The sequence below is a fragment of the Bacteroides sp. MSK.18.37 genome, from assembly GCF_019129155.2.
Lineage (GTDB): Bacteria > Bacteroidota > Bacteroidia > Bacteroidales > Bacteroidaceae > Bacteroides > Bacteroides ovatus.
The window spans coordinates 1,836,096-1,856,606 of sequence record NZ_JAHOIB020000001.1 but is presented as its reverse complement, the minus strand read 5'-3'; the positions used below and the strand labels follow the sequence as shown (position 1 = coordinate 1,856,606).

Genomic DNA, 20,511 nt, shown 5'->3' with positions numbered 1-20,511 from the left:
CTTTTAGGACAATCCTCCAATGAGGTTATGGCTGTTGTAACTGAAATACCTTGGGAGCAAGTTGTGCGGTTTGCTCACTTGCTCCAGTCCTGTTATAGAAGCGATGCTTCGACACCTGTATAGCGATACGTCGCCAAAGTCCCTTCGCCGTTTTAAGCGTCTCTGTACCTTGTTATAGGAATGGTCATTTCGCCTTTTGGTTTTACTCGTCTGTCTTTTGCGACTCTTCCTTGTCGGACACAGAACTTGGTCTTAGCATGATGACAGTGCTATCGCCAATCCTCTGATGTCTGTCCTCTTTTGGCTTGATGCCTCTATTGCTAAGCTGACCCTTAGGCTTGTCGTTCATCGTGCATCAGTGTTCATGCTCCTCACTCTTCTGATGATACAGCTGTAAGGTCGGATTTCCCGCTTCGTTTCTCCAGGCATACAGCCATAGCAGTGCCCCTGTCTGTTGCATACGGATTGCCTCCTTGCTTACAACCTTTGTTCCATTGTTTGGCCCCGTCTTTTTCTGAATTGAGCTATTTGAAAGCCACTTATTTTTACCATGCAAAGGTAGCGTGATGCTGCGAAGGACTTCCTCCTTCTTGTGTGGCCGCTATCGCTGTGACCAATAAAATAGTGCGTAATCTTCCTTTTTCTCCCTTACCGCCAACGACAAAAAGAGTATTGCGAACGATTTTCATGGTGCTTCCCACATGGTGCCACATCCCTGCTTTTGAATGCATGTAAAAATTAAGTTTCACTTTTAAATTCAATTCAAAATGAAAAAGATCGAGAACAACTTCACAGTTTCAGGTTTCGTAGGTAAGGATGCAGAAATCCGTCAGTTCGCAAACGCCAGCGTAGCACGCTTCTCATTGGCAGTAGGCCGTCAGGAGAAGAACGGCGAGGAAACCAACCGCGTATCGGCTTTCATGAATATGGAGGCATGGCGCAAGAACGAGCACACCGAATCATTCGACAAGCTCACCAAGGGCACGTTGCTCACCGTCGAGGGTTTCTTCAAGCCAGAGGAGTGGACAGACAAGGATGGCGTGAAGCACTCCAGAATCATCATGGTTGCAACCAAGTTCTACGAGTGTCCCGACAAGGAGGAGACTCCTGCGGAAGAGCCGGCCAAGCCAGCAACCAAGAAAGGCAAGAAATAGCCTTTCCTCTCCATAACAAGGCGACCTTCGGGTCGCTTTTGTTTTGCTCAGGGACATCAATCTGCTGTTATAGCGTGTGATAATCTTCTCTAATAACAACCATGTGCATTTATTAACCATAACGGCAACGCCGTCTTCCTTTATTCTAACCACTTCGTCCCTCACCATTTGCGAAACGTCACCAAGATGGTTGGCATACAGATATTCCCGGCTGATGGCGACAAAGTCGCTATTAGCCAAGAAAGACAGTATGCCAAGGTCTGAACGCGAGAGGACTGCCATCTATGCCACAAGATGCCGAAGCCGAGGCTTCTGATAATTGTGTCCTTTACTGGCTATCCACTCGCCTTGATATTCAGACCGTCAATCTTGCGACAGCTTCACTACCCACCCACACCTGCTTTACTATTCTTCTTCTCTTTGACTGCAAAATATTTTCTGTTATAAGCGGTGGTTTCGTCCAAGTGCGTTGTATCGCTTCGCCCCACACCTTCAGAACGGCATTACTGTACGGACACCGCACGAATCCCATGTGACAGGCAGCCAACAATGTCACTATCAGAAACTGACACTTCTGATAACTGCCTTTATTGCTGTCTGGCTGTCCCATTATCGGGCTTCGGCAATGTCCGTGTAATGCCATTCTGCCCACCCATACCACCTTTACCACTAATCAACTGTTTTACAATTTCTCTTCTGCTATACAAGAGGCAGTTCTTGTCCACTCAGGCATATTGAATGTGGCAGACATGTCTGCTACGTCCAATCTGCCTCAGTGTCCTGCGGCAAGGACAAGGCACATTTGTCATGCTGACAGGAGTGCCCGATTTGTCCGTTGCGCAACTGTCTCTTCTTGCCTGATATACGTTACTATCTACTTCTAAATTATACTGCTTTGCCCCACGCCTTTGCGAAGCGTTACATGGTCTGTCGTCATACAGACATCCTTGGCTGATGGCAACACGTTGCTATTAGCCAAAGCTGACAGTATGCCGAAGTACCGACGCGAGAGAATTGTCTGTCCGTGCTACAAGCTATCAAGGCTGAAGCTTTGATGACTTGCATCCCGGTCAGCCAACACACTCGCTTTATGTCGGTACAGCAGACCTGCAAACACTTCACTGCCCACCCTTACTGTTTCAATCTTTCTTCTTACCTCTTTATATATAACACATCATTCCTCTTGCAGCCAATATCAATAATCTTCTTCCAATCAGCGCAGTGGTAGGCATATTTCCTGCAAAGTTAGCCGCGTCTGAGACAATCGTCAAATTCTGCTTGAGGTCTTGTGACTGTGAACAATCTTCCTTTTCCTCGGAAAAGAGTATTCTTCACACATAATTTGTCTTTATGTCTTTTCTTGCGGCTTGTGGGAGCAGAAAATATCCCTCCACAGGCTGAAAGGTCTCGAAAGGAGGGAAGAGAAAGAAACGGTTAAGCGAACGCAGAGGGAATTTATTCACTATGCTGAGCGTAAGTTTCTTCAACGTAGTTAAACAAGTCCAGCGACATGGGCGACAAACTTATTTGTATCACTAAAAATAGAAAGGCAATGAAGATTATCATCCTGCATGATGCTGACGCACGCATCGAGTATCTTGACGTAGCCGACCACCTTCTCGGCTCAGACATCGAGGAGTTCCTCACCAGACAGGGCTTCTCAGTGAACAACATCACATGGCTTGTCACATCGGCAGACCATATCCCAGTGGTTTACCACAAGTATGACATCGACTGCAAGACCGGCGAGGCAACCCACACCAAACGAGAGGCAGAACTGCAAGACCTCACTATCCACGGACAACTCCAGGCATTGCAGCACCGGGAGCAGGACGAGCTGAAAGCGGCTCTTCGCAAGTACGGCACGGAGGTGGACGGAGGCTTTGAGGTGCATTTCGAGGGAGAGCAGCCCATCGTGGCAGGTTATCTCTTTGACGAGCCTCGTGACATCGTCATAGACGCAGCACGTTTGGATGCCGACGGAAACTTGTCGCTTCTTGGAGAGGACAAGGAAGTGAGGGATGGACAATACGACATAGAGCCAAGCGACATATTTGGCGGTCAGTTGGACTATGTCACGTCGAGTATAGGTGCATGGATGAAGTAGGAGCATGTATGACCCAGTGCATCGTATATGACGAGACGACCAAGGAGAGCGAGACCTTTTGCTCATTGACCGCAGCCAAGAAGTGGATGCGAGAGCGCATCAAACAGAAGCATGAGGTAAGCGGACAGAAGTACAGAGTCTATTCCGACGGAGAGTTTGTTAATTGCGGCTCTATCAGTCTCACAGGCAGCAACAAGTCTTTTGTCGCCAATACAAGGCAGACGAAGAAAGGATATTAATAACAAGGTAACGGCAAGCCTAACCAACTTGCCACACATATATTGATATGGAAAAGCAAATATTGAGTTTTAATGACTTGCCATCAGCATTGTCATTAGTAATAAACAAGCTGGAGATTTTAGAAGAAAAGTTTTCCACACTAATGACTCAAATTCAGCCCGATAAGGGATTGGAATGGCTTAGTGTTTCCGAATTGAGTGAGTATCTCCCTACCCATCCAGTTGAACACACAATCTATTGTTGGACAAGCAATAAACAAATACCATTCCATAAGAAGGGGAAACGTATCATGTTCCTCAAATCTGAAATTGATGAGTGGATGCAAGATAACAAGAGTAGGTCACGAGCAGAAATTATGAATGAAGCAATAGCTTATGTTCAATCAACAAGAAAAGTCATTTAAATAACAAGGTAACGGCAAGTCTAACCAACTTGCCACTATAACATTTTCACATTATGATTTACACTCACACTATCGGACGCATCGGAGCAAAGGATTGCCGCGTCATCACAGGTACACACGGAACATTCATGGCTGTTGACATCGCAGTGGACGACTACAGTAAGGGCAAGCAAATCACCACTTGGGTAAGGGTGAAGAGCAGCAAGGAGAACCATATCCGTTTGGCTGAATACCTCACCAAGGGTCGTATGGTGCTTGTGGAAGGCACACTGACTTCTTCCATTTGGACAGACCGCAACGGAGAGAACCACATACAGCATAGCATCATAGCTGACTCCATCGCCTTTGTCAATGCAGGGAAGAAGGATGCAACCGACACACCTGCAACAAAGGCACGCAAGGCAGCCAAGGCAGAGGGCGAGGCTCCCGTACCGCCAGCCGATGCACCGCAGGACAAGAGCGAAGACCTTCCCTTCTGAGGGTAGTATCAACTGAGAGTAGTACGTACTAATCGTAGTAAATCCGCTTTTACTATGGTTAGTATGTACTATCAGTAGTAGAATAGTAAAGTAGTATTCACTAATAGTAGTATCATGTTATGACACAGATAATTGCAGTATTAAATCACAAGGGTGGTGTAGGGAAAAGTACGACCGCAGTAAGCCTTGCGGCAGCTCTGCAACTGAGTAAGAAGAACGTCTTGGCTATTGACATGGATGGACAAGCCAACCTCACGGAAGCCTTGGGATTGTCCATCGAGGAAGAACAGACAGTCTATGGCGCAATGTGTGGACAGTACACCTTGCCGTTGGTCAAGTTGCACAACGGCATCACCGTCTCACCCTCATGCCTTGACCTGTCTGCGGCTGAGTTAGAGCTTATCAGCGAGCCGGGACGGGAGCTTATCTTGAAGGGACTTATCACCAAAGCCATCGCCAAAGAGCATTTCGACTACATCATCATCGACTGTCCACCGTCATTGGGCTTGCTGACCTTGAATGCCCTCACCGCAGCCGACTACATCATCATCCCTGTTCAAGCGCAATACCTTGCCATGAGAGGTATGGCAAAGTTGATGGACATCATCCGCATCGTTCAGGAGCGGCTCAACTCCAACCTTAAAGTGGGCGGCATCGTCATCACCCAGTTCGATCGCCGCAAGACGTTGAACCGAAGCGTGAGGGAAATCGTCAATGACAGTTTTCACGAGAAGGTTTTCAAGACCGTCATCCGTGATAATGTGGCTTTGGCAGAAGCACCCATCAACGGCAAGACTATCTTTGAGTATAATCCCAAATCCAATGGTGCCAGTGATTATATGTCTTTGGCAAAAGAAGTGTTAAACTTAAAATAGCATAGCCATGAGCAAGAGCAGTATGTTGAAAGAGGGAATGAAAGGCGGTCTCAACGGACTCCTTTCTTCCACAAAGAAGCCGAGTAAGGAGCAGATAGTCACAGAAACTACACCAGCACCACCTGTGTCTGTTTCTGAGACTACCGAAGTGCCGGTGCATTGCAATTTCCTTATCAACAAGAGCATCCACACGAGGATGAAGTACCTCGCCATCAAGAAAGGGATGTCCTTGCGTGATATTGTCAATGAGGCAATGACAGAATACCTAAAGCGGCATGACACATGAGTGCCGCGCGGTATCATCGCCGAACAGACGATGATACCGCTATCTCTTCTATAAACAGACTTTACTATCCGTAGTATGGTAGTAAAAACTATTCGACTATTATACTATTCGTAGTCGATACTACTTTTAGAAAATACTATCCAACTCATTTTTAGGGCAATAGTTTTCTCTGCTTGTAGGACTGTCTCCATGCTGATAAAAGGCAATGTCGTTCCCTATTACAAGATTTTCTCTTTTTCCCTCATATCAACTATCGTCCTTCCCCATATACAGCTTCGCCCCACGCCATCCCGCCCGTTTCCTCTTTTACATAACAGATTTCTTTTCGCCTGCCTTGCCGCTGCGGATATTGTTTTGCAAAGGTAATGCTGGCGATTGTTCAAACACCAAATCGTCCATTGCATTTGACCGAAAAATCTTCCTCTGCGTGCAGAGCGTATTTTTCGCTCCCGATTTGGCTTTTTGATCGCCATCACTCTTGGAAAGCAAAAAATATCCCTTGGGCAGGCAGGAAAAGCCTCCGAAATAAGGGAAGAAAAAACATAAGAGCAATGGCACACAAGAATGACTATCAAATCCAAAAGCAGTTAGACAAGCCTCAGACTTGGTTCTGCAAATACTATCCCGCACGCATCCGCAATGTGGGTGAGAAGGAGATTGCCGACAGACAATTAGTGTTTGACTTCAAGGACGGAAGAGCCTACGAGGAAGTGGCGCAGCGCACCGCAGAGAATATGCTGACACTCTACGGCAAGGGTTGCGTGAACATCGTCTTCGCCCCCGTTCCAGCATCCACAAGCGAGAGCAACGAACTCCGCTACAAGGCTTTCTGCCACAGGGTGTGTGAATTGACAGGAGCGGAAAACGGCTACGAGCACGTGAGGGTATGCGGAGAGCGTAAGACCATCCACGATAACCGCAAGAACGAGGATGAAGTCCGCAAGGCGAATGTCGTTGAGTTTGATGAGCCGTTCTTCGACAACAAAATGGTGTTGGTCTTTGACGATGTGATAACCAAGGGTCTCAGCTATGCCAAGTATGCCAACCAACTCGAAAGGCTCGGGGCATGTGTTATTGGCGGTATGTTCCTCGCACGCACACATTATAAAGTAAGGTAAAGTATGACAAAGTACGACAAGGCAGTGTCCGTATGCTTCAGCGGACACCGCAGCGTACCTTTCGCCAAGCGGAGGGAGTTGAAGCAATGTCTCAAATCGGAGATAGCCAAGGCGTATGCCGACGGCTACCGGTATTTCTATTGTGGCATGGCAATGGGATTTGACCTGCTGGCGGCAGAAGCCGCCCTTTCGTTGCAATGCGAGTTGAAGGACTTGCAGGTGATAGCCGTTGTGCCGTTCCGTGGTCAGTCTGACCGGTGGAGCAAGGAAGAGCAAGCCAAGTATGATGCCATCCTGCGCATCGTGGATGACGTGGTCGTATTGAGCGAGCAATACTACAATGGCTGCCTTCTGAGGCGCAACGACTATATGGTCAACCGCAGTTCACGTCTCATAGCCTACTTCGATGGCAATCCCAAGGGCGGCACGTTCTACACCGTCAGAGAAGCCAAGAGGCAGGGATTGGACATAGTGAATCTTCATAATAGTGTATAACCCATAAAACAGAAAATGCTTATGGACGATATTGTTGCAATCATCGTTTGCTACTTCGTGTTCGGAGCTTTGGGCAATGTGCTCAGAGCTTTGTTCGGCGGAGAGAGACGAAACGACTTCCGCCGTGACCGCTAAGCGTCTTTAAACCAAGATACGCTGACAGCCATACGTCTGCACCTTACCCCAAAAAGATGCAGCGGATAATTGTGTCCGTAGGCAAGGATATTCAGATTCCTCACCTTAACATTTTGATAAAAATAAAGATACTGCTGCCTATATTTCAAGACAGCAGTATAAACCTTACTCTGCAGGTGCCCATTTGCAACGCACAGGAGAGACGATTGCACCCTCTGCTTTCAGCTGCTTCATGGCTGCATCTACCTCTTTGCGGTCGAGACCGCTGAGTTCTGCGATTTTACCTGCGTTGAGAGGCTGACCAGCCTCTTTCATTGTTGCCAATACTTTTTCTTTTGCGTCCATTGTTTTGATGATTTGATGTTTTGTTTATAATCTTGTTATTAACTCTTGTATTTTGTCTTCCCTTATAATCTTCGGTTGTGCCTTACCTGCCAGAACGAGAATTTTCTTCCCGTTTCTGTAGATGTGCAGCTGTCTGCTTCGTACCACTGCTGTCAAGGTCTCATCATCCTGCATGGCTTGCCATATAGGATAATACACACCTTCTGGTTCAAACAACTTCTTCTGAAGGTGTGAGCACATGTTGGTTGTATCTATTGTCATATCGTTACGTCATATCATTAACATGATTCTGCCAGCTTCTTTTGTGAACATTTCAGGGAAACGGCAGATTGTTGCATACACCTGCTTGCTTGTCACAGGCTGACCGTCCTTTCTCAGGTGCAGCCTATGACGATTGATGGCATCGGCAATCTGGTCGGTTGTCATGCCGCCATTTCGCTTTACCATCACATATACTATGGCTTCTTCTATCTTCATCCTTTATTCATCTGTTTTTCAATCCATGCCATCAATACGGCAACAGCATATTCCTGTTCTTCCTTGGTCAGTGCCCTGCCTGCTGAGATGTGATGCCACTTGAAGAAGCATCCCCGGCAACAACAGCCAGTGGCATGTTGAGCCAGGAAAACAGGATGCCCACGCATGGGAGTCTGCTTGCCGTCGTTCGGTATGACAGCCGGAGCAAGTCTTTTTGCCACAAAGTCCTCTGCGTGTTTTCGTATCGTCGGCAATCCCTTTTCCATTACATACTCCCTGTCTTGCTTGGACAGATGGAACCGGCTGCGAAAATCAGACTTTGCCAATCTCTCAAAGAGATTCGTCAGGTCATACTCTTTCTTATCACCAGGAACGCTTTCTTGCGGCTCTTCCTCTTGGAACAACGATGGATATATGTATTTCTGTGACATCATTATCTGTTGCTTCTGATTTCTAATGTTATATCCATATATGACCGCTTGCCGTCTATATAGTCTGCATAGAGTATTTCTTCGCTTCTGCCTTTCAGAATATGGCACTTACCGCACAGCTCACAGTTGTGCAGACATCTCCATTCATTCAGAACGTAATCCAAACGTTCCTCTCGTGTAGATGATTCAATAGAGGGTGTGCTCATAATCAGTGTCTCCCACAGCGTGGTCAATCAGTGCCTGAAACTCTTCTTCCGTATAGTCTTCTTCCCAACCATACGTTACGTCCTTTATGCCCAAAGTAAACCCTAATGCCTCAGAATAGGATATGCCAATTTCAGCTGCAAGGTCTCTTGCCGCTTGAAAAATCTGCTCTTCTTTGCTTAAGGGCAGTTGTTTCGCTTTCTTATGTTTTTTCTTTGGTTTCCCCATTTGAGTATATTCGTTTAATAATCAGCGTTGATGGGCATCTTGAAATTCCTGTATTTCTTTCGGAGTTCCTCATTTTGCGCCTTCATTTCCTCATACATATCATTCAGTGCGTCAGGAAATCCCCATCCACAAGGGCTTGCCCAACGAAGGCATTGCTTGATTCGGGAATCATACTTGTCCCAAAGGTCATAAAGCACGATGTGGCGCAATGTCTTGTCGAAATTACTCTCAACAGAATCATAGAATTGCTCCCACATGTCTCCATAGTCATAAGTGAACTGACAGGCATTCTCCATATAGAACACCATCAATTCTGCGACTGAATCTTCCGAAGGCTTCAGTTTCTTGAAGTCGGACAATGCCTTGCGGCACACTGAGAAGCGTGTCTTTGGCTCTCTGTTTCTGCTCGGATAGAACTCTTCCCGTATGATGTGCTTATACTCTTCCAGCTTCTGGCCCTCATTCGGCTCTGCATAGAAGTCAAGATATTCCTTTGCCTCTTTCCGTGCAGAATAAAGTTCCAATACCATTTTTATTATTTCACTCTTGTCCATGGACATGAGGACAGACTTTAATTTAGATTTTGACATTTCTGCTCTTTTATCTTAAAAACGGGTCAATCGTTGCCAGCAACTCTGATTTCTGCATCACACCGCTCGTCCTCCACAACACTTCGCCGCGTCTGAACAGCATCAATGTGGGCACAGACTGTATGCCATACTGACTTGCAGTCACCCCATACTTGTCCACATCTACCTTGATGATGCGGATTCTGTCACCCAACACTTCCTTCACCTGCTCAAGGATGGGGTGCATCATCTTGCATGGCTGGCACCAGGTGGCGAAGAAATCGACCAAGACAAGTTGGTCACTTGATATAACGTCTTTGAATGTTTCCATTACGATTTTCTGTAAAATTATGCTATTTTCTTTCCTGTTATCTTACAATACTGCCCTGCAAATGTTAAAATCGAGAAGAATTCAATGAAAAACCTTCGTTATTTCAAAGAATATTCGTACCTTTGCAGCGCTCATCTATAGATAGAAGGAGTTTCGAGACCCGGTTGCCTTTGATGCAATTCGGGTCTTGCGTTTTATAGTGGTGTCTGCAATCTCTTTTTCATCTTCTTTTCCAAAGCCTTTAGTCCATACTCTTTGTTAAGATGGTATGCTGTCAACAGATAGAATCCGTTGCTACGTTGTTGTTCCAAGACAATAACATACTTTTCCACTTTATCATAGATGTATGTTTTCTTGACCTTACGCTTTTTGCCGTCCCTCTCTTCTATGGTAAATACATCCAGATTGTCTGGTGTCAATTCTCTCACATGGTGATTTATCCAATGAAGCCTTTGTGAACGAGCCATCTCGAATACTCGCTTTGGATAAGTCGTACCGTCTTCGTTCTCAACCATGATTTCTTCACAGGTAAGATGCTTGAACAATCTTGCCATGTCAATCTCGCCATCTGTCTTTATAGGATAGATGCGCCACCCTCTGAATGAGAATTGACAGTTATCTTCTATATCACGCTTGAATATTGCATGAAGATCATGCTCTCTTTCTCGTTCACTGAGATATGCCAGTTCCAGCAGCTCAGGGTATTTCTTGATAATATTCAAACTGCTCATTGGCTATTTCAGTGCGATAAAAAACAAATTAAACTTCTTTCTAAATTTGGGAGTTGTGGTGTTGAGACTGATATTACTGTGTTTTTTTATCTTTTCAATCAGCTTCATTTTGGCTCTCACCCTTCCTTCAACTTCTCCCTTTTCATATCTAAGGTTGTAGTTGATGGCTCCCATTAGAACATCTGCCAATTGGATGAAGACACTTTCGTGTGAACGTATAAACTGAAACCTGCCAATGGAAGAGTTGTATTCCATTATTTTTCTGAGCCTCTCCAGCTTATCGCTACTGCATGTGTCCTTGATATCCATATATATGTTATATGTATAATCCATGTCCATCTTGTGATGCAGCAATTGGTAGTACATGCGAAAGTAGAAATCATTAAACGTATAGTCTTCTCGTTTCTCGTCAATCTGACTCTTGTCAACAACCACAGCCCTAAATTCCATGTCATTCATAAAGAACCAGTCTATAAGCTCTGCATAGACTTTATACGTGGCCTCGTGGACATTTGTCCATTTCAGCTCATCACTATAGCCGTGCTTCTTCTTAATATCTTTTATGGCATCTTTTGCCATGCGGATTTGTGTGTATGCTATACTTGTACATCCCAAAAGCATGTAGGGATGACCGTCATGCACCATGTGGGTGCTTTCATCACAGTAGATGTTGAATGTCTTATTCATTGTATCTGTTTTTTGTTTATTCTTTATTCCTTTTCTTCAGCGGTCCACTATGAGGTCCACGGTTCAGCGTCACACCATGCTTGTTGAGTATGCGGAACACGGAACTTCGGCTTGTGAAGCCGCTGATGGCAAAGATGTCATCTATGCTGTGCCCCTCGTTGTACATGTTCACGATATTCTTCTCACGCTCCAGTTTCGACAGTGCCCTTTCCGACTTCTTGGGCGGCCGGATATTCTGTTGCAGATGGATGATGTGTGCCGATGCCTTGCGCAGCACGGCACACTCCTCAGAGAGTGACCCGAACATACGGATGACCTGTGAGGGCTTGGTGTCGGGGAAAAGTTCGTCAAACGTATCGATGCGGTCTTGGATGGAGATGATGCGAACCACCTTCACACGGCAGTATTCTATGAATGTAGCCAGTTCACGGGTGCCACGCAGTGCGTTACTGAACCTCGACACCACCAGCTCGTCGCCGCGCTCCAGACTCGATATGAGCTGCTTCCACATCGGGCGCAGCCTCTCGTGTTCGGACAGTTCCTCTATCACCTGAACACAGCCGTATTGCTGCATCCAAGCCTTGTCTTCTGCATACTCTTCGCCATTGGTGGCGATAAAGATGTAACCTACTTTTGCCATACTGTTGTACGCTATTAAATGAAATCAAGTGCAAAGGTACACTATTTTTCCGAGAAACAATCATACTTGAACGAAAAATCATACTTAAACACGATAATTTGCCATTTTCTTTTCACTTGATTTCATTGAAAATCATACTCGCAAGTATGATACACAAATAAGATTAAACTTACTGTCATTCTTGCAAATATATCGCTGAAACGCATTAACTTTGCACCGTCAATTTCAAAATCAGACTCAAAATAATGACAACAATGAAATATGAAACCCAACTTTTCGGAGGACAAACCAACCTCCATTGCATGAAGCAAATATTGCATAATGCAAAATCAAACTCGCATGGCTGTATCAGACTTGCCATTTGTATTGCCACTGCGTTTGCCGTAGTCATGCTGACAGCATGTTCAGACGGAAACGGCACGAAGTCGTTCCATTCGAGCGATGAAGCCATCAGAGAGTATCATGGCTTTCTGACCACTCTTCGACAGAACGGCAAGGTCTCAATTCAGACATTAGTTAAGATTGTCAACGAATGGCGCGTGTTGGACGATTCCGTGACATCGTGCATCTCACGTGACACTGTCAGGAAAGCCCACTCATACCCGTTCACGGTATATCATGAGTTGAACGACTCCATCCACATCGAGCTGTGCCGTATGGCGATGTCTAAGCAACGCACCTTTCACGACCTGCTCTATCTCAGAGAACAGACCTCTTCCCATGTTGGTGATGAGGAACTACAGCAAGCCGTGAAGGAAGCACAGCCATTCTTCGCTTCCTTGGATAGCCTGCCTATATATAATAAAGGTGGTAAACAGGCGGTACTGAAGCGTTACCTGCTGTTCCTGCAAAAATCCGCCAAGCAAGGCATTCACGGCAAGGAAGACCTGCTCGCTTTCATCAAGGAAGAGCATTTGTATTTCAAATCCTTCCTGCAATACCTGCCGGATTTTGCTGACGATGACATCGGTGACATCAGACGAAACACCGAACACTGCTGTCGGGAGATACTCCGTGCCGCCGACCGCAAGGATTTGTCCCACAAGGATGCAATGATATACCTCTCCATGCGCACCAACCACCGTCTGCTGCGCAACGCACAAGCGGCTATCGAGGATCTGAATAGTGGCAGGGTAAAGGACGAGCACACCATGCACGCCTACCTCCTGATGATGATGCAGCCGTTCATGACGATGGATGACCTTTCCGTGAGCGTGCTCTCCGACAAGGACAAGGCAGACCTCTACAAAATAGCCGATGCGCTCCCCAAGGAGATGGACGGTCTGGCCAAGAAACTGCACCTCGACAAGCAACGCCTGTCGGATATGCCCATGCTCATGATGAAGATTTATGTCACAAGATTATAAACACCCCAAACAGAGAATACGATTATGTTAGAACAGTTTTGCGATGATTTCCTTGCCGTCGTGCCTTTGCAGTTGCCAGAACTGCTGGACAAGCGCAAGATGGAGAAGCCTGTCAAGTATGACGATTACGTGCTTCTTACTTTCCAGTTGAACACCCCTTTCACGATAGAGGAGGTGATGGATATGCTCGAAGACGAGATGGAAATGATAATCCTCTATCACCACATTCCAAGCCGTCATACGGAGTTCGGACACAGCTGCTGTGCCTATTCCAACCCTTCTTTCGGACGGATGTTCAAGGTCAACGGCTCCACAGATGAGCGTGGCATGGTCAGCCAGATAAAAGTGACCATCTATGACTCGCTGGAGCACATGTCGGCAGATGTATGCCTCGACCTCAGTCTGCATTGCAAGAACGGGTTCTTCAAATACATGAAGCCCAAGGAGGAAGTCCTGCTCGACTTCATTTGAAAGTTACATTTGCCAGATGACAGTCCTGTTCTACCGCAACAACGCTCCATTCTGTTGTCCACAACAAAGGCCAAAGTCATGCCACAAGCTCCCGACCATCTGATGAAGGAAACGCTTTACATGAAGATTATCCATCTTCTCGACCGTCACCGCACATGGCTGGAGATTGAGAGCATCGCCACTGTCCGCAACCACACGATAGTCAGGAACGGCAGAATGACCGACATCCTCAGCCGTGTGCTTGTGGTCAAGGCCATCCACCATCATTTCCCCTACACGAGAGGGCAAGTGTGGCAGATAGCCGAGTACGACTTGGAACAGGCTATCAAGAGCCTTCGGACAACCGACGGAGCTTTCCGTCAGAGAATAATCAAGGGAGAACTGACACTGGAGGATGTGGAGCGTATCATATCCACTGCCACACACGGTGTCGTCCAGCCCGACCTGAGTCCACTTCCATTATTCACATGCTATACATATTATGACAAGTAAGATACTGTTTCTCATCCTGATGTCAGCGTTCTTCTTTGTGACGATGATTCTGCACAGAAGCCGCAGACAGTTTATGACACGGTTCTATCTGCGCATGACCGCGCTTGTGACAGCAAGGAAGCTCTACCGGTTGATGCTGCTCATCCTGCTGTACGTGTTCCACTTCCTCTACCTCTGTGTACACTATAACGACATAGGCGTAGTGGCTTCCACCATAGCGTTTGCCATATTCTTTGTCTTTATGGATGTGGAGAGGTGGCTACAGCGTCTGCACGAGGAGCGGACACCCTTCTGCATCGCCGCGTTGGCGGCAGTGGTGTTTGTCTTCACTCCTCATCTGTTCACGCTTGCTGTCACCATCTCCTTTGTCCTTCTGGCATCACTGTTCTATCCCTCGCGCATAGTCATATCGCTGTGGAAGAACAAGGCTGACCGCAAGATGCTCCTCGAAGACACAGAAATGCTCATCATATACTACTATTAAGTATCACCTGTATCATGCCGTTCCTTTTGTATAATGGAGCTGGCGACAAACAACAGTATTCACCAAACAGATTATTGAAATGAAGAAACAGAAACATAGAACGAGTTCCGGCAAGATGTCTGAACGGATGTCCCTGTTGGAGTTCTTGAAAGAGAGGTCCGGGATAAGGCTGTCGAAGCTCGAAGCCTACCTTGACCTTGTAGACAAGGCTTCTGTACAGTACATCCCCAAGGATCTGTGCAAGCAGGAGTTCAGCCTGTCCAACGGGCAGTTTGTAATCACCATTACCGAACTGGCAGGATGCTGGCATTGGCACCGCGCCACTGTCCGCACCTTCATCGAGCAGTTGGAGAAGATGAACCAGATTTCCGTCACCCGTCTCACGAAGAGCCAAATCATCACCATCCCGATGTTGGCTGAGACACCTGCCGTTTCTCCGATTGACGCAGCCTTGGATGTGTTCCGCCAGAAGATGTGTACCGCATTGGACGAATGGCGAAGCGGCAAGATGTCCGCATCGGCTTGCGCCTCGGAATGTGAACAACTCTACGAAGATGCAACAGAGGAAGTAGCCATTATCTTGCAGAAAGCCGACAATGGCAATTCAATTGGCAAGGTGCCATGCGGAAGAAACATTCCCGAATCTGTAGGACACGCCTTTTGTATGACTGCACTCACAGCTGTCTGCGAAGCCACCTTCCATCAGGTGCTTTCGCAGGAAACAGATAACGCCCTCGTTACCTCCCTTCTTCCCTTCTTTTACAAAGACCTGGGAGGAGACTGGCTCTCATTCATCGAGGCGGCAAAGGCAATATCAGAATTGGCATTGGATGGCAGCTCACCAGCCTTGCATCAGGAAAGCGCAGCCATCAAGTCACAGTTTCAGTCACTCTGCCGACCGTTCCTTGCCATTGTAGCCAACCAAGAGGGCTCCTGTCCATCAAAAGGCTGTATTAACCTCTAATAATCACCGTACAACGCTTCTTCTTTTCTACTGGCACAGTGTTTACACGTCTGCCATTGCTGTAAAATAATCGGGCTTGCCCGTTGGTCGGAAATGAGGGAATTTGGGTAGCCTAATACCCCTCTTGGTCTCCGACCATCGGGAGGCTGTCCTTACAAGCAGCAAGCTGGAGACAGGAGAGTTGTACACACATAAAAGGAAATAGGTTATGGCAACACCAAAACAGGTTATGGATTTCCGACCATCTAAGGGAATCACCACAGCACAGAGCAACGAGCACCAACGCCGTTGGACGGAAAAGGGTTGGGGATCCGCTGAATCAACAGGCAACTACGACCGCAGCCGTGAGCGGCTCAACTTCGAGGTTCGGGGCGGCAAGGTTTGTCCTATAGACAAGAGCCGAAGCATCCCGGAGCGCATGGCAGACATCCTGCGGAGCCGTGGAATCAAAGACCCCAACGAGGGACTGGCAGAGCCACGCTTCCGCACAGTGGTCAATTTCATCTTCGGAGGCTCACGAGAACGTATGACAGAATTGGCATTCGGTGACCAGAAGGTGAATCTCACTCACGGAGCGGACAATTCGCATCTAACCCGATGCAAGGACATTGAGGAATGGGCAAAGGATGTTTACCGCTTTGTTGCGGACAAATACGGTGAGGAGAACATCGTCGCTTTCATCTTACACTTGGACGAAACCAATCCGCACGTTCACTGCACCCTCTTGCCAATCAAGGACGGCAAGTTTGCATACAAACAGATATTCGCCGGAAAGGACAAGTACGAGTTTTCTGCCAGGATGAAAGCCCTGCACAGCGAATTTGCCGATGTCAACAAGCGTTGGGGCATGGAGCGCGGAACTTCCGTCTCAGAGACGGGAGCACGCCACCGCACCACCGAAGAATACCGCCGCCAGCTGTCAGAACAGTGCACCACCATTGAGCAGTCCGTCGCCACCCATCAGCGGACACTCGCCTCGCTCCAATCGGACATCCGTCTGGCAGAGCGGAGAGTAAAAGGACTCACCTCAATGGTCAACAACCTCTTGCAGGAGAAGGCTGAGAAGGAGGCGGCACTTGCTGAATTGCATCGGCAGATTCTTGCAGGTCACGACAATCCTGATGCTCTCCGTCAGCAAGTCCAAGAGCTGGAGCAGGAACTGTCCGCTATCCAGTCGAAACTGGACGACAAGCAGGAGAAGCTCTCAGAGGCTGACCGCAAGCTCGATGCCCTGCGTGAGGAGATGACCGCCATGAAGGAGCGCACGGAGGAGTTGCGGCAGGAGGCACACAGATATTCCGATACTATCCGACAAGGTGCGGACACCGTTCTCAGAAATGCCCTTCTCGAAAACATGGTCAGCGAGTTCTCCGAACGTGTGGCACGGCTTTCCAATGAGGGCAAGGACGTGTTTGACGGTTCCCTGCTTCAGGCCTTTGCGGAGAATGGAACGGAGGTGATGTACTGTGCCACGCTTCTATTCCTCGGCTACGTCGATGATGCCACCACCTTTGCCGAAGGTCATGGCGGTGGCGGCAGTTCGTCCGACCTCAAATGGGGACGTGACGATGACGAGGATGAACGCGCTTGGGCACGCCGTTGCATGATGAAAGCTGCACGCATGATGCGCCCCTCTTCCGGCAAAAGGAAGAAACGATAAGCGGCACTGTCACGTATCACCTGTTATAGTATTCACCAGATTAAATTGAACAACATGAGAAAAATACTTATTCTATCCCTTGGCTTCGCCCTTTCATTGGGTGCGCAAGCCAAAGACTATCACCGCACGGCGGACACCACCACCGTTGTATGCAGACTTTCGGCAGACGGTATGCTTCGTCCGCTTAAACCTTCCTACATGAAAGGGGCATTGGTAGCTTCGCCATGGACGGACAACTGGTTTGTCCAAGCGGCAGGAGGAACTACGGTCTTCCTCGGCAAACCGCTCGGATGCAACGACCTATTCGGTCGCATGAAACCGGCATTCTCCGTGTCGATCGGCAAATGGTTCACACCTTCCGTCGGCGGTCGTCTGAACTATGGCGGTATGCAGTTCAACGACTGCAACAACTCCTCGCAGGACTACCAGTACCTGCGTGCTGATTTCATGTGGAATGTCCTCGGCAACCTCTACAAGGACGATGTACACACTCTTGCCAGATGGAGTGTCATTCCATACGTGGGCGTGGGTATGCTGCACAACAAGGTGAATGCCCACAAGCCCTTTGCCATTTCCTACGGCATACAGGGGCAGTATCATCTCTCCCCACGCATTGCTGTTACGGCAGAGATAGGCAACATGACCACCATGCAGGATTTTGACGGCTATGGCAAGGCACACCGCCTTGGCGACCATCTGCTGTCCGCATCCCTCGGCCTCTCTGTCCGCATCGGCAAGACTGGCTGGAAGCGAGTGATAGACGCTCGCCCGTACATCGCACAGAACGAATGGCTTTCGGCATACGCCTCATCCCTTTCTGACAGCAACAGCCGCTATCACGCCCAGCACGATCGAGATTGTCAGACTCTGGAGCAGCTGCGCAAGATTCTTGCCATCGAGGGACTTCTGGACAAGTACGGCCACCTCTTTTCTGACGATGCCGCTTCTTCCGTCACAAATGGCTATCCTCGAAACGACTACAGCGGTCTCAACTCGCTGCGTGCAAGAATGAGAGACAAGTATGGTAATGGTCAAAAGACAAAGGTCATGGAGTCCGCCTCTTGTACAGAAGAATATGGCAATGCTGAAGGTGAGCCGGAAGACGATTACCTATCGCTCATCCACTCAGGAAAGGCTTGCATAGGTGCGCCCATCTATTTCTTCTTTGAACTTGGCACTGACAGGTTGCTCAACAGGTCACAGCTCGTCAATCTCGACGAAGTAGCACGCATCGCCAAGAAATATGGCTTGAAAGTTAAGGTCATCGGCGCTGCCGACAGTGCCACAGGCAGTGAAGCCATCAATGATAACCTCAGCCGTTCCCGTGCCAGATTCATTGCAGAGGAACTGATGAAACGTGGTATGGAAAATGGCACCATCTCTCAGATTTTCGATGGCGGCATTGACGATTACTCGCCCAATGAGGCGAACCGCCATACCAGAATCCTGCTGTATCTATAGCCAGACATACAGCTCCGAACAAGAGCACTAAAACTTTTTTTTCATTGATAAATTTTAGAAAGGGAGGGCTTGTCCGTGATGGATAGGCCCTCCCTTAATCATATATGTATTAACGCATATTCTATGCGCATATCTTTTTTTTATCCGTGTTTCTCAGTACTTGACCAGTCAAGCAGGAAGTCATATATACTCATTATCTGTATGCCGTTTTCGTCGCTCCACTGCTTGGTATGTTCTCCCACGATCAGCAGTTTGCGGAAAGAGTCATCTACAAGACGCAACGACCGTTTCTCCTGTTCCATCTTTTCTGCATCGGGCATACGCCACGCCGACTGGATGTAGATCCGCTCGCTCCCTTTGTTGCAGACAAAATCCACTTCCAATGTCACCCTCTGCTGCTTTCCTTCCGTATTCCTCACTCGATGATAGACGTTACCCACATCCACGAGCCATCCTCGCATACGCATCTCATTGTAGATGACGTTCTCCATGATATGTGTCGGCTCGCTCTGACGGAACGACAGAATAGCATTCCTCAGACCTACGTCCTGATAATAATACTTGGACAACGAACCTATGTATTTCCGTCCTTTGATGTCGAACCTTTCGGATTTTTCGATAAGGAAAGCATCCTGCATATATTCCAGATAAGCCGACACTGTCTTGTCGGTTATGCTCTGCACATTGCTTACGGACTTGAACGTATTGGCTATATTCAGTGCATTGACAGGTGCTCCTATACTGGATGCTACGGTCTTCGACAATTCTTCAAATTCAGGTCTCAGTTCTATGTTGTTCCGCTCGTAGATGTCACGTAGATATACCGTGCGATAAAGGCGACGCAGGAAATCAGCCTTCTTCTCATCCCCAACCTGTGTAAGTAGTTGCGGCAAACCTCCGTACAGTCTGTATTCAGCCCAACCGTCTTCTTTCGAACCATCATACACCGTCATGAACTCCTTGAAGGATAGTGGCCACACATGTATCTCGTCACCTCTGCCTCGGAATTCCGTCACCAGGTCAGAGGACAGGAAACGCGAGTTGGAGCCTGTGACATACACATCCGCCCCTTCGGTAACTGACAAGGAAGAGAGCACCTCTACAAAGTCTTCCACCTCCTGCACCTCGTCGATGATGATATAATAAGTCTCATAGTCAATCATCATCTTTTCCACCCAGTCCAACAGGTAGTCCGGGTTCTTGAACTCTCTGTTCTTCCTACTCTCCATGTCGATGACGAGAATATGGTCTTCTCTCACGCCCTCATCCAATAGATGCTGATGAAAGAGTTTCTTCAGAAGGAACGACTTGCCTGAACGTCGCAATCCTGTGATTATCTTTATGAGCCCGTTGTTCTTTGAACGGCTCAACTGTTCTATGTATCTATATCTGTTTACTATCATATTTTACGAAAAACTGTCACTTGTGACACTTTTTCGGAGGCAAAGTTATATATTTTATCCTAAATCAAAGAAAGAAATAAAGAAAAATGCACTAAAAATCAATGATTTTCCTGTTTTGTAGTGTCTATTCCACTTGCCGATGCCCATTTTTCTTTGCAAAGTTACTGCCCGGGCGAATGGTCAAGTACCGCCATGCTAACAGGCAGAGGACTGAACGACAGCTTTCCGCAAATCAAAGATTTGGGTATTTCATTAACTCCTCCGTCTGTTTTCT

At 47.5% G+C, this 20,511-nt stretch carries 30 protein-coding genes; 16 read left to right on the top strand and 14 right to left on the bottom strand.

Going from position 1 to position 20,511, the window contains the following annotated elements:
• Positions 1–545: 545 nt before the first annotated feature.
• On the bottom strand, positions 546–689 hold the full coding sequence (locus KSX81_RS07820; RefSeq protein ID WP_007897403.1) for a hypothetical protein: 144 nt from the start codon (positions 687–689) through the stop codon (positions 546–548).
• A gap of 78 nt (positions 690–767) precedes the next feature.
• Here KSX81_RS07820 and KSX81_RS07815 point away from each other — a divergent pair, with 78 nt between their 5' ends.
• Positions 768–1,154 carry a single-stranded DNA-binding protein gene (locus KSX81_RS07815; protein ID WP_004319910.1) on the top strand — a complete coding sequence of 129 codons (387 nt, stop codon included), beginning with the start codon at positions 768–770 and terminating at the stop codon, positions 1,152–1,154.
• 355 nt (positions 1,155–1,509) lie between these two features.
• Here KSX81_RS07815 and KSX81_RS07810 read toward each other — a convergent pair whose 3' ends face one another.
• Positions 1,510–1,824 carry a hypothetical protein gene (locus tag KSX81_RS07810; RefSeq protein ID WP_224204806.1) on the bottom strand — a complete coding sequence of 105 codons (315 nt, stop codon included), beginning with the start codon at positions 1,822–1,824 and terminating at the stop codon, positions 1,510–1,512.
• A gap of 1,038 nt (positions 1,825–2,862) precedes the next feature.
• On the opposite strand from KSX81_RS07810, the gene KSX81_RS07805 reads away from it, so the two are divergent.
• From KSX81_RS07805 to KSX81_RS07780, 6 genes are all read left to right on the top strand, one after another.
• Positions 2,863–3,261, top strand: coding sequence for a hypothetical protein (locus tag KSX81_RS07805; protein WP_225651439.1), 399 nt, complete (start codon positions 2,863–2,865; stop codon positions 3,259–3,261).
• Complete coding sequence (locus KSX81_RS07800; RefSeq protein ID WP_007837480.1) at positions 3,249–3,500, top strand: hypothetical protein; 252 nt, start codon at positions 3,249–3,251, stop codon at positions 3,498–3,500. The genes KSX81_RS07805 and KSX81_RS07800 overlap by 13 nt, the downstream gene beginning before the upstream one ends.
• 47 nt (positions 3,501–3,547) lie before the next feature.
• Positions 3,548–3,904 carry a helix-turn-helix domain-containing protein gene (locus KSX81_RS07795; RefSeq protein ID WP_007837478.1) on the top strand — a complete coding sequence of 119 codons (357 nt, stop codon included), beginning with the start codon at positions 3,548–3,550 and terminating at the stop codon, positions 3,902–3,904.
• Between the two features lie 53 nt (positions 3,905–3,957).
• Positions 3,958–4,383, top strand: coding sequence for a single-stranded DNA-binding protein (locus KSX81_RS07790; RefSeq protein ID WP_005816321.1), 426 nt, complete (start codon positions 3,958–3,960; stop codon positions 4,381–4,383).
• Positions 4,384–4,502: 119 nt separating this feature from the next.
• Positions 4,503–5,258 carry a ParA family protein gene (locus KSX81_RS07785; protein ID WP_005816319.1) on the top strand — a complete coding sequence of 252 codons (756 nt, stop codon included), beginning with the start codon at positions 4,503–4,505 and terminating at the stop codon, positions 5,256–5,258.
• 7 nt (positions 5,259–5,265) lie between these two features.
• The gene (locus tag KSX81_RS07780) at positions 5,266–5,544 is read left to right on the top strand and encodes a plasmid partition protein ParG (protein WP_005816317.1); all 279 of its coding nucleotides are present in this window, start codon (positions 5,266–5,268) and stop codon (positions 5,542–5,544) included.
• 306 nt (positions 5,545–5,850) lie between these two features.
• Here the strand turns inward: KSX81_RS07780 and KSX81_RS07775 are convergent, their stop codons facing one another.
• Positions 5,851–6,102: a hypothetical protein gene (locus KSX81_RS07775; RefSeq protein WP_225494525.1), complete on the bottom strand. Its 252-nt coding sequence runs from the start codon at positions 6,100–6,102 to the stop codon at positions 5,851–5,853.
• Between KSX81_RS07775 and KSX81_RS07770 the strand changes: the two genes are divergently transcribed.
• Complete coding sequence (locus KSX81_RS07770; protein WP_005816315.1) at positions 6,096–6,662, top strand: hypothetical protein; 567 nt, start codon at positions 6,096–6,098, stop codon at positions 6,660–6,662. The two genes, KSX81_RS07775 and KSX81_RS07770, sit on opposite strands and share 7 nt — an antisense overlap.
• A 3-nt stretch (positions 6,663–6,665) precedes the next feature.
• Complete coding sequence (locus KSX81_RS07765; RefSeq protein WP_005816313.1) at positions 6,666–7,157, top strand: SLOG family protein; 492 nt, start codon at positions 6,666–6,668, stop codon at positions 7,155–7,157.
• A gap of 300 nt (positions 7,158–7,457) precedes the next feature.
• Here the strand turns inward: KSX81_RS07765 and KSX81_RS07760 are convergent, their stop codons facing one another.
• The 10 genes from KSX81_RS07760 to KSX81_RS07715 all read right to left on the bottom strand — a co-directional run bounded on the left by KSX81_RS07760 (position 7,458) and on the right by KSX81_RS07715 (position 11,935).
• Positions 7,458–7,637: a transcriptional regulator gene (locus KSX81_RS07760; protein WP_005816310.1), complete on the bottom strand. Its 180-nt coding sequence runs from the start codon at positions 7,635–7,637 to the stop codon at positions 7,458–7,460.
• A gap of 24 nt (positions 7,638–7,661) precedes the next feature.
• A complete protein-coding gene (locus tag KSX81_RS07755) occupies positions 7,662–7,898 on the bottom strand; it encodes a hypothetical protein (protein WP_005816304.1) in 237 nt (78 codons plus the stop codon).
• A gap of 9 nt (positions 7,899–7,907) precedes the next feature.
• Positions 7,908–8,114, bottom strand: coding sequence for a hypothetical protein (locus KSX81_RS07750; RefSeq protein WP_005816302.1), 207 nt, complete (start codon positions 8,112–8,114; stop codon positions 7,908–7,910).
• The gene (locus KSX81_RS07745) at positions 8,111–8,548 is read right to left on the bottom strand and encodes a DUF4186 domain-containing protein (RefSeq protein WP_005816300.1); all 438 of its coding nucleotides are present in this window, start codon (positions 8,546–8,548) and stop codon (positions 8,111–8,113) included. Before KSX81_RS07745 ends, KSX81_RS07750 begins: the two co-directional genes overlap by 4 nt.
• A 183-nt stretch (positions 8,549–8,731) precedes the next feature.
• A complete protein-coding gene (locus tag KSX81_RS07740) occupies positions 8,732–8,977 on the bottom strand; it encodes a hypothetical protein (protein WP_005816298.1) in 246 nt (81 codons plus the stop codon).
• A 14-nt stretch (positions 8,978–8,991) separates the two neighbouring features.
• The gene (locus KSX81_RS07735; RefSeq protein WP_007837469.1) at positions 8,992–9,567 is read right to left on the bottom strand and encodes a DUF6155 family protein; all 576 of its coding nucleotides are present in this window, start codon (positions 9,565–9,567) and stop codon (positions 8,992–8,994) included.
• A 10-nt stretch (positions 9,568–9,577) separates the two neighbouring features.
• Positions 9,578–9,877 (bottom strand): thioredoxin, encoded by a 300-nt coding sequence (gene trxA / locus KSX81_RS07730; protein WP_005816294.1) that lies wholly within the window; start codon positions 9,875–9,877, stop codon positions 9,578–9,580.
• A 194-nt stretch (positions 9,878–10,071) separates the two neighbouring features.
• A complete protein-coding gene (locus KSX81_RS07725; RefSeq protein WP_005816292.1) occupies positions 10,072–10,608 on the bottom strand; it encodes a hypothetical protein in 537 nt (178 codons plus the stop codon).
• Between the two features lie 3 nt (positions 10,609–10,611).
• Complete coding sequence (locus tag KSX81_RS07720) at positions 10,612–11,295, bottom strand: DUF3800 domain-containing protein (protein ID WP_005816290.1); 684 nt, start codon at positions 11,293–11,295, stop codon at positions 10,612–10,614.
• Between the two features lie 16 nt (positions 11,296–11,311).
• Positions 11,312–11,935, bottom strand: coding sequence for a recombinase family protein (locus tag KSX81_RS07715; RefSeq protein WP_005816288.1), 624 nt, complete (start codon positions 11,933–11,935; stop codon positions 11,312–11,314).
• A 254-nt stretch (positions 11,936–12,189) separates the two neighbouring features.
• Between KSX81_RS07715 and KSX81_RS07710 the strand changes: the two genes are divergently transcribed.
• The 7 genes from KSX81_RS07710 (at position 12,190) to KSX81_RS07680 (ending at position 18,834) form a co-directional block, all read left to right on the top strand.
• Positions 12,190–13,302 (top strand): hypothetical protein, encoded by a 1,113-nt coding sequence (locus KSX81_RS07710; RefSeq protein ID WP_005816286.1) that lies wholly within the window; start codon positions 12,190–12,192, stop codon positions 13,300–13,302.
• A 24-nt stretch (positions 13,303–13,326) separates the two neighbouring features.
• Positions 13,327–13,773, top strand: a complete 447-nt coding sequence (locus KSX81_RS07705; protein WP_004319947.1) for a hypothetical protein — start codon at positions 13,327–13,329, stop codon at positions 13,771–13,773.
• 78 nt (positions 13,774–13,851) lie between these two features.
• Positions 13,852–14,265, top strand: a complete 414-nt coding sequence (locus KSX81_RS07700) for a hypothetical protein (protein ID WP_005816283.1) — start codon at positions 13,852–13,854, stop codon at positions 14,263–14,265.
• Between the two features lie 73 nt (positions 14,266–14,338).
• Positions 14,339–14,749, top strand: coding sequence for a hypothetical protein (locus tag KSX81_RS07695; RefSeq protein ID WP_008766906.1), 411 nt, complete (start codon positions 14,339–14,341; stop codon positions 14,747–14,749).
• A gap of 79 nt (positions 14,750–14,828) precedes the next feature.
• The gene (locus KSX81_RS07690; protein WP_005816280.1) at positions 14,829–15,713 is read left to right on the top strand and encodes a hypothetical protein; all 885 of its coding nucleotides are present in this window, start codon (positions 14,829–14,831) and stop codon (positions 15,711–15,713) included.
• Positions 15,714–15,921: 208 nt separating this feature from the next.
• A complete protein-coding gene (mobV, locus tag KSX81_RS07685; RefSeq protein WP_005816278.1) occupies positions 15,922–17,373 on the top strand; it encodes a MobV family relaxase in 1,452 nt (483 codons plus the stop codon).
• Between the two features lie 54 nt (positions 17,374–17,427).
• The gene (locus KSX81_RS07680) at positions 17,428–18,834 is read left to right on the top strand and encodes an OmpA family protein (protein WP_005816276.1); all 1,407 of its coding nucleotides are present in this window, start codon (positions 17,428–17,430) and stop codon (positions 18,832–18,834) included.
• A 140-nt stretch (positions 18,835–18,974) separates the two neighbouring features.
• On the opposite strand, the gene KSX81_RS07675 is transcribed toward KSX81_RS07680, so the two are convergent.
• Entirely contained in the window at positions 18,975–20,237 is a 1,263-nt protein-coding gene (locus KSX81_RS07675; protein ID WP_005816273.1) for an ATP-binding protein, read from the bottom strand.
• Positions 20,238–20,511 lie beyond the last annotated feature (274 nt).